At 69.5% G+C, this 11,635-nt stretch carries 10 protein-coding genes; 2 read left to right on the plus strand and 8 right to left on the minus strand.

Annotation, left to right across the window (positions count from 1 at the left end; genetic code table 11):
* The 3 genes from rluB to B0W88_RS25035 form a co-directional block, all read right to left on the minus strand.
* Positions 1 to 1,912, minus strand: a 1,912-nt coding sequence (gene rluB / locus B0W88_RS35230; protein WP_077037327.1) for a 23S rRNA pseudouridine(2605) synthase RluB, incomplete at its 3' end; no start/stop codon positions are given.
* Positions 1,909 to 2,619 (minus strand): SMC-Scp complex subunit ScpB, encoded by a 711-nt coding sequence (scpB, locus tag B0W88_RS25030; RefSeq protein ID WP_077037328.1) that lies wholly within the window; start codon positions 2,617 to 2,619, stop codon positions 1,909 to 1,911. The genes rluB and scpB, both read right to left, overlap by 4 nt.
* Positions 2,620 to 2,844: 225 nt before the next feature.
* Entirely contained in the window at positions 2,845 to 3,837 is a 993-nt protein-coding gene (locus B0W88_RS25035; RefSeq protein ID WP_144006950.1) for an RluA family pseudouridine synthase, read from the minus strand.
* A 56-nt stretch (positions 3,838 to 3,893) separates the two neighbouring features.
* Between B0W88_RS25035 and B0W88_RS25040 the strand changes: the two genes are divergently transcribed.
* A complete protein-coding gene (locus tag B0W88_RS25040) occupies positions 3,894 to 4,700 on the plus strand; it encodes an outer membrane protein assembly factor BamD (RefSeq protein WP_077037329.1) in 807 nt (268 codons plus the stop codon).
* 14 nt (positions 4,701 to 4,714) lie between these two features.
* On the opposite strand, the gene B0W88_RS25045 is transcribed toward B0W88_RS25040, so the two are convergent.
* Positions 4,715 to 6,700, minus strand: a complete 1,986-nt coding sequence (locus tag B0W88_RS25045; RefSeq protein WP_077037330.1) for an ATP-dependent DNA helicase — start codon at positions 6,698 to 6,700, stop codon at positions 4,715 to 4,717.
* A gap of 63 nt (positions 6,701 to 6,763) precedes the next feature.
* Here B0W88_RS25045 and B0W88_RS25050 point away from each other — a divergent pair, with 63 nt between their 5' ends.
* Positions 6,764 to 7,531 carry a PP2C family serine/threonine-protein phosphatase gene (locus B0W88_RS25050; RefSeq protein WP_077037331.1) on the plus strand — a complete coding sequence of 256 codons (768 nt, stop codon included), beginning with the start codon at positions 6,764 to 6,766 and terminating at the stop codon, positions 7,529 to 7,531.
* Here the strand turns inward: B0W88_RS25050 and B0W88_RS25055 are convergent, their stop codons facing one another.
* The 4 genes from B0W88_RS25055 to odhB form a co-directional block, all read right to left on the minus strand.
* Positions 7,532 to 8,182: a hypothetical protein gene (locus B0W88_RS25055; RefSeq protein WP_144006951.1), complete on the minus strand. Its 651-nt coding sequence runs from the start codon at positions 8,180 to 8,182 to the stop codon at positions 7,532 to 7,534.
* Positions 8,183 to 8,193: 11 nt separating this feature from the next.
* Positions 8,194 to 9,297 carry a cell division protein ZapE gene (zapE, locus tag B0W88_RS25060; RefSeq protein ID WP_144006952.1) on the minus strand — a complete coding sequence of 368 codons (1,104 nt, stop codon included), beginning with the start codon at positions 9,295 to 9,297 and terminating at the stop codon, positions 8,194 to 8,196.
* A 68-nt stretch (positions 9,298 to 9,365) separates the two neighbouring features.
* Positions 9,366 to 10,787, minus strand: coding sequence for a dihydrolipoyl dehydrogenase (lpdA, locus tag B0W88_RS25065; protein ID WP_077037333.1), 1,422 nt, complete (start codon positions 10,785 to 10,787; stop codon positions 9,366 to 9,368).
* 16 nt (positions 10,788 to 10,803) lie between these two features.
* Positions 10,804 to 11,635, minus strand: an 832-nt coding sequence (gene odhB, locus B0W88_RS25070) for a 2-oxoglutarate dehydrogenase complex dihydrolipoyllysine-residue succinyltransferase (protein WP_077037334.1), incomplete at its 5' end; no start/stop codon positions are given.

Raw genomic sequence — 11,635 nt, forward strand, 5'->3', positions numbered from 1 at the left:
CGCCGATATAGCCCATCGAGGTCTGCATCGGATCCGGCTCGCGCGGGCCACCGCCCTGCTTGTTGCCACCACCACCGCCACGGTTCTTGCCTTGGCCACCAGCATCGCGCTGCTGGCTGCCGCCGGCGCCGAAGCCCTGCGGGATCTTCTTGCTGCCGGTGGCGAAACGGCGGTCAAAGGTCTGCTCCAGCGGGTTGATGTTGCGCGGGATGAAGTCGTCGTCTTCCTCGTCGTCGAAGCGTTCGGCGCGCGGCGCTTCGCGTTCCTGGCGCTCGATGCGCGGCGGCGCTTCCGGCGGCCGGCTCGGGCGCGGGCCGGCGCCGCGGGTGTTGGCGCGGCGGTCGTTCTTGTTGGCGTTGCTGTTGTTGTTCCTGCCGCCGCCGTCCTGCTGCTGCCCCTGCTGGCCTTGTTGCTGCTGGCGGCGCTGCTGGTCGTCGCGGCCGCCACCGGCCTGGCGGCGGATCGCGCGGGTGTCGTCCTCGCCCAGCTCGATCCAGACGCCGCGCTTGAGGCCGCGCGGCAGCACCACGCTGCCGTAGCGGATGCGGATCAGGCGGCTGACCGTCAGGCCCACGGCCTCGAACAGCTTGCGCACCTCGCGGTTGCGGCCTTCGGTGATGACGACGCGGTACCAGCGGTTGACGCCCTCGCCGCCGCCGTCCTCGATGCTCTTGAAGGCCGCCTTCTGGCCCTCGACCTCCACGCCTTCCAGCAGCTTGGCCTTCTGGTCCGGCTGCAGCGTGCCCAGCACACGCACCGCGTACTCGCGCTCGATGCCGAAGCGCGGGTGCATCAGCTGGTTGGCCAGTTCGCCGGAGTTGGTGAACAGCAGCAGGCCTTCGGTGTTCAGGTCCAGGCGGCCGACCGACTGCCACTTGCCCTGGTGCAGCTTGGGCAGGTGGCGGAAGACGGTGGGACGGCCCTCGGGGTCGTTGAAGGTGACGACCTCACCGGTGGGCTTGTGGTACGCCAGGATGCGCGGCGCCGGCGGCGAGATGCGCACCTTGATCGGCTTGCCGTTGACCGAGACGCGGTCGCCGAAGGAGATGCGCTGGCCGATGTGGGCGACCTCGCCGTTCACCTCGATCTTGCCCTCGGCGATCATGTCCTCGATGTCGCGGCGCGAGCCGATGCCGGCCTGGGCCAGCACCTTCTGCAGCTTGGGCGCGTCGGGCTCGGGGGCGAGCACGCGCTTGGTGACGTCGGCGCCCTCCTCGCCTTCGGACGCGGCCTCCTCAGCGGCTTCCGCCGCCTCGTCCTGCGAGTCGAACTCGCCGGCCAGGACCTGGGCGAAGCGCTCGCCGGCGGCGGCCAGCGCTTCCGGCGCGGCGGCAACTGCATTGCTGTTGCCGTTGTTGTTGCCGACGTTCTCGCGCGGCTCGGCGCCATCGCGATCCTTGTTGCGCCCGCGGCGGCGGTTGCGACCACGCCCGCCGCGCTCGTCGGAGCCCGCCTCCTCGTCACCCTCGTCGCTGCCCTCGGCTACCGCTTCGGCCGGGCTCGCCTCGACCACAGGCGCCTCGGGCGCCAGCGAGAACAAGGGCGCGGTCTGCGGAGCCGCCTCGATGGCAGGCGCCTCGGCGACCGGTGCCTCCACCGCAGCTGCCTCGACCGCCTTGGGCTTGCGCGGCGCGCGGCGCTTGGGTGCCGGCTCCTGCGCTGCGGCTTCGACCGGCGCTGCAGCCTCGGCCACCGGTGCGGCCTCCACAGCCGCCGCCGCGGCCGCCGTCTTGCGCGGCGCTCGGGTCTTCACCGGAGCCGGCGTGGCCTCGCCACCCTCGGCGGGTGCGGCAGCCGCCTCGGCCTCGGCCTTGGGCTTGGCCGGCGCGCGCTTGCGCTTGGGTGCAGCGGTGGCTTCGGCGCTGGGCAGTTCGTCCGGCTGGATCGATTCGGTGTCGTTGGATGCGGTCATGCGTGGTCTTGCCCCGGTTCGGAGGCGTCTTCAGGCTGGGAGTCCAGCGGCTCGGCTGGAGCGGTAACGCCTGCGTCGCTCGTCTCGACAGGCGCGGGGGATGGTGATTCGGATGAAGGAGATTCGGCGGGGGTTTCGGGTTCCAGCAGCAGGCCCTGCAGGCCGGCGGCATCGGCCAGCTCCTGGCTGGGCGCGGCACCGACTTCCAGCGCCGGCAGCTGCTCCAGGCTGGCCAGGCCTAGGTCGTCCAGGAACTCGCGGGTGGTGGCGTAGAGCGCCGGCCGGCCGGGGGCTTCCCGGTGGCCGATCACCTCGATCCAGTTGCGCTCCTCGAGCTGCTTGACGATCTCCGAGGAGACGACGACGCCGCGGATCTCCTCGATGTCGCCGCGGGTGACCGGCTGGCGGTAGGCAATGATGGCCAGGGTCTCGAGGACGGCGCGCGAATAGCGGCGCGGCTTCTCGGGATTCAGCCGGTCGAGGTACTCGCGCAGCTCGGGCCGGCTCTGGAAGCGCCAGCCGCTGGACACCGCCACCAGCTCGACGCCGCGCCCTTCCCAATCGCGGCTCAGCTCGTCCAGCACGGCGCGCAGCGTGTCCGGGCCGACCTCGTCGGCGAACAGGCTGCGCATCTCGCGCAGGGTCAAGGGCTGCTGGGCGCAAATCAGCGCGGTCTCAAGGACGCGCTTCGCATCCTGTGTGTTCATTGACTTTCGTCGTCATGCCCGAAACGTCGCGGGTTGGGTCCAGGGGCCGTCGGCCTGCGGGGTTCCCAAAAGATGGAACGTCGCCCGCGGCGTCAGGGGTTCAACTGGTCAAGGGGTCAGTGCGGCTTGGCGAGGATGACCCACTCCGGATCAAGGCTCTGGCTTCGCACTTCGCTGCCGATGCATGCTGCTCACCGCATCTGGCTGGGCCGTATTGTATGCGCTTCACGCCGGCCGTTGCGGCAGCTCGGGCGCATCCAGCCCGAGACTGGTCCATGCCAGGGCCAGATCCTGTGGCAAGGGCGCATCGAATTGCAGCGCTTCGCCGGTGATCGGATGGGCAAAGGAGAGCCTCGCCGCATGCAGCGCCTGCCGCGCCAGGCCCAGCGCCGGCGCCCCGCCGTACATCGCATCGGCCACCAGCGGATGGCCGATGTGGGCCAGGTGCACGCGGATCTGGTGCGTGCGGCCGCTGTGCAGCACGCAGTGCACGGCACTAACCGGGCGGCCTTCGACCTCGGCCTCGTCGAGCAGGTAGACGTCGGTGCGCGAGGGCTTGCCGTGGTGCAGCACGGCCATCTTGACCCGCGAGACCGGGTCGCGGCGCAGCGGCGCGTCGACGACGACCTCCTCGTCCACCCGACCCCAGGCCAGCGCCACGTACTCGCGGTGCACCTCGCGCGCCGCGATCATGCGCACCAGCGCGGTCACCGCCGGCAGCGTCTTGCCGACGACCATCACCCCGCTGGTGTCCTTGTCCAGCCGGTGCACGATGCCGCCACGCGGCAGCGTGGCCGCCAGCGCGTGGTGGGCCAGCAGGCCGTTCATCACCGTGCCCGACCAGTTGCCCGCCGCCGGGTGCACCACCATGCCCGGCGCCTTGTCCAGCACCAGCAGGTGCTCGTCCTCGAACACGATGGGCAGGTCCATCGCCTCGGCGCGGAAGGCGCGGCTCTCCTCGGTGGGCAGCAGCTCGATGCGCACCCGCTCGCCGGCCTTCAGCTTGCGGGCGTCCTTGGCGCAGGGCGCGCCGTCGATGCTGACGCAGCCGCGCTCCACAAGACTTTGCAGATGGTTGCGCGAGAACTCCGGCGCCAGCTGCACCAGCCAGCGATCCAGCCGCGAGCCATGGCCGGCGGCGTCCACATCGGCCTCGCGGATTTCCGCGGCCGACTCTTCACTCTCGTTGTCGGTCCAGTCGTTGATGGGCTGGTCCATATAATCGGCGCTCCGTATTCAGCAGGGGCAGTCGCCTGGACTGTCCGTTTGGGATCATGATCAATAAAAGCGCGGAGCGCGCAGCGGCTCGTGTTGTGGCCCTGGCGGGCCTCCTGGCCCTGGCGGCCTGTTCCTCGACCCCGAAGGACGACCCGAACTCCCAGGCCAGCCTCGACAAATTGTACGCAGAGGCCAAGGAAGACCTGTCCGCCGGCGCCTACGACCGCGCGATCAAGTCGCTGGAACGCGTCGAAGGCCGCGCCGCCGGCACGCTGATGGCGCAGCAGGCGCAGCTCGACCTGGTCTGGGCCAACTACAAGGCCAACGAGCGCGCCGCCGCGCTGACCGCGCTGGACCGCTTCATCAAGCTGAACCCGTCCAGCCCGGCGATGGACTACGCCCTCTACATGAAGGGCATCGTCAACTTCAACGAGGACCTGGGCCTGTTCGGCCGCCTGGCCGGCCAGGACATCTCCGAGCGCGACCAGCAGGCCGCCCGCGACGCGATGCTGTCCTTCAACCAGCTGATCGAGCAGTTCCCCGACTCGCAGTACGCCGACGACGCGCGCACGCGGGTGGACTACATCACCAACACGCTGGCCACCTACGAGGTGCATGTGGCCCGCTACTACTACAACCGCAACGCCTTCATCGCCGCCGCCAACCGCGCCCAGCGCGCCCTGGCCGACTTCCCCAAGGCCCCGGCCGCCGAGGAAGCGCTGCAGCTGATGGTTCAGAGCTACGACAAGCTGGGCCTGACCCAGCTGCGCGACGACGCCCAGCGCGTGCTGAAGCTGAACTTCCCCCAAAGCGTCTACGTCGTCAGCCCGCAGGAGAAGAAGGCCTGGTGGAAGCTCTGGTGAGCTGAAGGAGGGCGTTACGCCCGCTCGGCGGCCAGCGCCTCCAGCCAGTCCAGCGCCTCGTCCTCGGTCTCCAGCCGCGTCATCGGCGGCAGTGCGCCGCGCAGTCGGCGGCCATAGTTCATCGTGGCCATGCGCGGGTCGCAGACGACCAGCAGGCCCTTGTCGCGCTCGGTGCGGATCAGGCGCCCGCCGCCCTGCTTCAACGCGATCGCCGTCTCGGCGATGAAGTATTCGCTGAAGGCATTGCGGCCGGCGGCCTCCAGGCGCTGCACGCGCGCCTCGACCAATGGGTCGCCCGGCGGCGGGAAGGGCAGCTTGTCGATCAGCACGCACTGCAGCGTGTCGCCCGGCACATCGATGCCTTCCCAGAAGCTGGCCGAGCCGACCAGCACCGCCCGCGGCTCGTCCAGGAAGCGCTGCAGCAGCGCGCGCTTGGGCGCCGTGCCCTGCTGCAGCACGACGATCGAATCGCCGTGGTACTCGAACTCGGCCCGCAGCTGGTCGGAGATCGATTGCAGCGCGCGCAGCGTCGTCGTCAGCACGAAGGTGCGGCCACCCAGGGCCCGGGCGCAGCGGCCGGCCAGTGCGCCCACCTCCAGCGGATGCTCGGCTTCCGCGGGCTTGGGGAAGGCGCGCGGGATGTAGAGCCGCGCATGGCCCTCGTAGTCGAACGGGCTGCCGACGCGCAGCACGGTCGCGTCGTCCAGGCCCGCCGGCTCGGTGAACCAGCTCAGGCGCTCGTCCTCGCCCAGCGTGGCCGAGGTGAAGATCCAGGCCTTGGGCGCGCGGGCCAGTTGCTCCTGCATCGCCTCGCGGATGTCCAGCGGCGACTCGACCAGTCGCGCCTGGTGCGGGCTCAGGTCGATCCAGCGCACGTCGGCGGCCTCCGGCTCGCGGGCGAACAAGGCCACCAGGCGGTGCAGCTCGACGGCGCGCTCGTGCAGGCGGGCGAAGTCCGGCGAGGTCTCCATCACCGTGGACAGCAGCTCGATCGCCTGGGCGGTCGCGCCATCCACCTCGGCCAGCGCGGCGGCCAGCTCCGGCTGGCCGGCCCGCTCCTTCCAGGCCAGCTTGGAGATGCCACGCACCTCGCGCTGCGAACCCGCGCAGGCCAGGCGCAGCTCGCGCGCGGCCAGTTCGAGGCGCGACTGCAGCGCCTGCCAGTCCTGCAGGCCACGCGCCTGCGCCAGGCCCAGGCCCAGCACGTCACGGCCGAAGTCGATCAGCTGGGAGGTGCCCAGCAGCGTGCCGAGGAACTGCACGCCGGCCTCCGCCAACTGGTGCGCCTCGTCGAACACGGCCAGTTCGACGCTCGGCAGGATCTCGGCCACGCCGCTCTCGCGCAGCGTCATGTCGGCGAAGAACAGGTGATGGTTGACGACGACGATGTCGGCCTCCATCGCCTCGCGCCGCGCCTTGACGACGTGGCAGCGCTGGTACTCGGGGCATTCGGTGCCCAGGCAGTTGTCGCGGTTGGAGCTGACGATCGGGATCACCGGCGAACGCTCGTCCAGGCCGTCGATCTCGGCGAAGTCGCCGCTGACCGTCTGCTGCGCCCAGAGCTCGATGCGCGCCAGCGCCGCCACCGCGCGCCGGTCCGGCAGCTCGGCCGAATGGCGGGCCATCTTCATGCGGTGGATGCAGAGGTAGCTGCCGCGCCCCTTCAGCAGCGCAATGCGCAAGGGCACCTGCAGGGCCTCGGCCAGGCGCGGCAGGTCGCGCAGGAAGAGCTGGTCCTGCAGGCTCTTGGTGGCGGTGCTGATCAGCGCGCGCTGGCCGGCCAGCAGGGCGGGCACGAGGTAGGCATAGGTCTTGCCCACGCCGGTACCGGCTTCGACGACCAGGCTCTCGCGGCGGGCGATCGCACGGGCCACGGCCTGCGTCATCTGCAGCTGCGGCTCGCGCGGCTTGTAGCCGGTGTCGAAGCGCGCCAGCGGCCCGCCCTCGTCGAAGGCTGCAGCCACCCACTGCTCCAGATCGCTGGGAGTTGGTTCGGTCAAGGGGAAGTGGGGATCAGGTGTTTGCCGGGCGTGCCGGCTTCCGTCTCAAATTATAGTTAGCCCATGACCCGCAGCTCCCCAGGCTTTCGCCTCAGCGCCGCCACCGGCATCCACCGCGGTGACCGCGCCTACCAGCAGGACCAGGTCGAGGTGCTCGTCCACCCGGTGGTGCCCGGCTGCGTGCTGGCCGTCGTGGCCGACGGCATGGGCGGCAAGAGCGGCGGCCGCAAGGCGGCGGACCAGGTGGTGCTGACCGCGCGCCAGCTGTTCGAGCGCTTCTCCCCGGAGACCGAGAGCGCCGTCGACCTGATGGCCCAGATCGTCTCCGAGGCCCACCTGATGATCAAGCTGACCGCCCTCTCCGCCGAAGAGGAGCCGCACAGCACGCTGGCCGCCTTCCTGATCCTGCCGGACCGCAGCTGCCACTGGATTCACTCGGGCGACTCGCGCATCCACCACTTCCGCGGCTCGCGGCAACTGCGCCGCACGCTGGACCACTCCTATGTGCAGCGCCTTGTCGACGAGGGCCAGATCACCGAGACCGAGGCCGCCGTCCATCCGCAGGGCAACCTGCTCACCGGCTGCCTGGGCACGGTGCAGGAGCCCACCGTCAGCACCGCGCTGATCGAGGCGCTGCAGGTGGGCGACACGCTGATGTGCTGCAGCGACGGGCTCTGGCACTACTTCAACGCCCGCGAGCTGGGTTCGGTGCTGGAGAGCGTCTCGCCGCGCGAGGCGGCCGAGCTGCTGCTGAGCAAGGCGCGCGAGCGGGCCAGCGGCAGCGGCGACAACCTGTCGCTGGCGATCGTCCGCGTCGAAGCGCTGGCCTGATCAGCGGCTGGCTGCGGATGCGGCCGTGGCCGCGATCTCGGCCGCGCTCGGAAGCGGCAAGGGCTTGGCCGGCGGGCGGCCGCTCGACTGCTGCTTCGCCTCGCGCTCCGCCTGGCGGCGCTGCGCATCCTGTTGATGCTGCAGCACCAAGCGCTGGCGGCGGCTGGCCTGCTCGCGTTCGCGCGCCGCGGCTGCGGCGGCATCGTCGGCCTGGCGCGTGATCGCGCGGGCATGGATCTCCGGGTCGACAGGCAGCGAGCGGGCCGGCAGGGTCTCGGCCGGCCTGCCGTCAGCAGCAGAAGGCGGTTGGCGCAGCGCTTCGGTGCGGCGGCGCCCTTCCTCGGCGGCGAACTCGCGCTGGCGATCGGCGACGCGCTGGTCGTGTTCCCTGGCGCGTTGCTGGCGCTCCTGCACATCGAGCTGCTGAAGACGCTGATCCAGCGGCCTCAGCGCGGCATTGCGCTCCAGCCGCGCCGTCTGCACGCAGTCGTTGACGAGAAAACGCTGCTGGCAGGCCTGGCTTTCGGCCTGGTAGCGCGACTCGACTGCCCGGCGCTGACGCAGCAGTTCGCCGCGCTCGTCGGCGGCGGCATGCGCCTCCAAGGCGTTGAACAACATCAGCAGCAACAGGGTCGGAACAAGGAGCTTCATGAACGCATCGATCATGTCAGCGAAGTATCGACCTCGCGCCGCTCCAGCGACAGGTACTCGGACGACTGCATCTCCTGCAACCGCGAGACCGTGCGCGGGAACTCGTGCGCCAGCGGCCCTTCGGTGTACAGCTGCTCCGGCGGCACCGCGGCCGAGATGATCAGCTTGACGCGGCGGTCGTAGAGCACGTCCACCAGCCAGGTGAAGCGGCGCGCCTCACTGGCCAGGCGCGGCGGCATCTCGGGCACGCCCGAGAGGATCAGCGTGTGGAAGCGGCTGGCCAGTTCCAGGTAGTCGTTCTGCGAGCGTGGCCCGCCGCAGAGGGTCTGGAAGTCGAACCAGACCACGCCGCCGGCCTTGCGCCTGGCATGCAGCTCGCGGTGCTCGATGTGCAGCAGCGGATCTTCCTCCTTGGCCTCGGCGAGAGACTCGAAGGTCTGCGTCAGCGCGGCCTCCGCCTTTTCATCGAGCGGCGAGTGGTAGAGGTCCACATGCTCCAGCGTGCGGCGCCGGTAGTCGAAGCCGTTGTCCACGTTGATGACCTCGAGCTTCTCGTTGAGCAGGTCGATCGCGGGCAGGATGCGGTCGCGGTGCAGGCCGTTCGGGTACAGATCGTCGGGCTTGAAGTTGGACGTCGTGACGATCGAGACCCGGTGCTTGAACATCGAGTCCAGCAGCCGGTGCAGGATCATCGCGTCGGTCACGTCGGCCACGTGGAACTCGTCGAAGCAGATCAGCCGGAAGCGCTTGGCGATGCGCTTGCCGAGTTCCTCCAGCGGGTCGGCGATGCCCTTCAGCTCCTGCAGCTCGCGGTGCACCTCACGCATGAACTCGTGGAAGTGCAGCCGCGTCTTGCGCGTCAGCGGCACGGCCTGGAAGAAGCAGTCCATCAGGAAGCTCTTGCCGCGGCCCACGCCGCCATACATGTAGACGCCGCGCGGCAGCGGCGGGCGCACCAGCAGCTTGGTCACCGCGTTGGAGCGGCGGGCCTTGTAGGCGGCCCATTCGTCCTGGCAGCGCTGCAGCGCCGCCACCGCGCGGAGCTGCGCGGGGTCGGCGGTGTAGCCGCGCTCTTTCAGGGTCTGCTCGTACAGCTCGGTGACGGAAATGATCATGGATCTCGATGGAAAAAAGGGGCGACTTGTGGCCGCCCCTTTCCTTCTTTCTACGCCGGAGGGCTAACTTAGAAGTTCAGCGTGCGCTTGTCGATCGCCAGCGCGGCTTCCTTCGTCGATTCGCTCAGGCTCGGGTGCGCGTGGCAGATGCGCGCGATGTCTTCGGCTGAGGCCTTGAAGGCCATCGCGACGGTGGCTTCGGAGATCAGCTCCGAGGCCATCGGGCCGATGATGTGCACGCCCAGGATCTCGTCCGTCGTGGCGTCGGCCAGGAACTTGACGAAGCCCGAGGTGTCGCCCAGCGCGCGTGCCCGGCCGTTGGCCAGGAAGGGGAACTGGCCGGCCTTGTAGGCGCGGCCTTCGGCCTTCAGCTGCTGCTCGGTCTTGCCGACCTGCGCGATCTCGGGGCTGGTGTAGATCACCGACGGGATGATGTCGAAGTCCACATGGCCGTGCTGGCCGGCGATGCGTTCTGCAACAGCCACGCCTTCCTCTTCGGCCTTGTGCGCCAGCATCGGGCCGCGGACCACGTCGCCGATCGCCCAGACGTTCGGCAGGTTGGTCTTGCAGTCGTGGTCGACGGTGACCATGCCACGCTCGTCCAGCGCCAGGCCCACGGCCTCGGGGTTCAGGCCGATCGTGTTGGCGGTGCGGCCGATCGAGACGATCAGCTTGTCGACGGCCAGCGTCTGCTCGGCGCCCTTGGCATCGGTGTAGGCGACGGTGACGCCGCCATCGGCCTTGGTGACCGAGGCGATCTTCACGCCCAGCTCGATCTTCAGGCCCTGCTTCTTGAACAGCTTGGCGGCTTCCTTGGCAACCGATTCGTCCACGGTCGGCAGGAAGGCCGGCATCGCTTCCAGCACGGTCACTTCGGAACCCAGGCGGCGCCACACCGAGCCCAGTTCCAGGCCGATGACGCCGGAGCCGATCACGCCCAGCTTCTTCGGCACGGACGGGATGCGCAGCGCGCCGTCGTTCGACAGGATGGTCTCCTCGTCGAACGGAGCGCCGGGCAGCTGGCGGGCGTTGGAGCCGGTGGCGACGATCACGTGGGTGGCGGTGATGCTTTCCTCGCCGGCCTTCAGCTCGTACACACCGTCCTTGGCGGCGACGAACGAGCCGCGGCCATGGAAGAACGTCACCTTGTTCTTCTTGAACAGGTAGAGGATGCCGTCGTTGTTCTGCTTCACGACGGTGTCCTTGCGGCCCAGCATCTTGGCCACGTCGATCTTCACCTCACCGGTGGAGATGCCGTGGTCGGCGAAGTGCAGGCTGGCGTGCTCGAAGTGCTCGCTGGACTGCAGCAGCGCCTTCGACGGGATGCAGCCGACGTTGGTGCAGGTGCCGCCGGGCGCGGGGCCGCCCTTCTCGTTCTTCCACTCGTCGATGCAGGCGGTGTTGAAGCCGAGCTGCGCGGCGCGGATGGCGGCGATGTAGCCGCCGGGGCCGCCGCCGATCACGACGACGTCAAAGTTCTTGGTGCTCATCAGTCAGTCGTCCCGCTTAGATGTCGAACAGCAGGCGAGCCGGGTCTTCCAGCGCATCCTTCATCGCCACCAGGCCCAGCACGGCTTCTCGGCCGTCGATGATGCGGTGGTCGTAGGACATCGCCAGGTAGTTCATCGGGCGGACGACGATCTGGCCGTTCTCCACCACCGCGCGGTCCTTGGTGGCGTGCACGCCCAGGATCGCCGACTGCGGCGGGTTGATGATCGGCGTGGACAGCATCGAGCCGAAGGTGCCGCCGTTGGAGATCGAGAAGGTGCCGCCGGTCAGGTCGTCGATGGACAGCTTGCCGTCCTTGGCCTTCTGGCCGAACTCGGCGATCTTCTTCTCGATGTCGGCGAAGGTCATCTGGTCCGCGTTGCGGATCACGGGCACGACCAGGCCGCGCGGCGAGCCGACGGCGATGCCGATGTCGAAGTAGCCGTGGTAGACGATGTCGTTGCCGTCCACCGAGGCGTTCAGCACCGGGTACTTCTTCAGCGCGGCCACGGCGGCCTTGACGAAGAAGCTCATGAAGCCCAGCTTCACGCCGTGTTCCTTCTCGAACTTCTCCTGGAACTTCTTGCGCATCTCCATCACCGGGGCCATGTTCACTTCGTTGAACGTGGTCAGGATGGCGTTGGTCGATTGCGACTGGACCAGGCGCTCGGCGATGCGGGCGCGCAGGCGCGACATCGGCACGCGCTGTTCGGGGCGGTCGCCCAGGTTCACGGCCGCGGGAGCAGCGACGGAAGGCAGCGGCTTGGCCACGGCCGGGTTCACCGGCGCGGCGACCGGGGCGGCAACGGCGGCAGGCTTGGCGCCGGCGGCCAGGGCGTCGCCCTTGGTC

It is taken from the genome of Pelomonas sp. KK5 (genome assembly GCF_001984095.1).
Taxonomy (GTDB): domain Bacteria; phylum Pseudomonadota; class Gammaproteobacteria; order Burkholderiales; family Burkholderiaceae_C; genus KK5.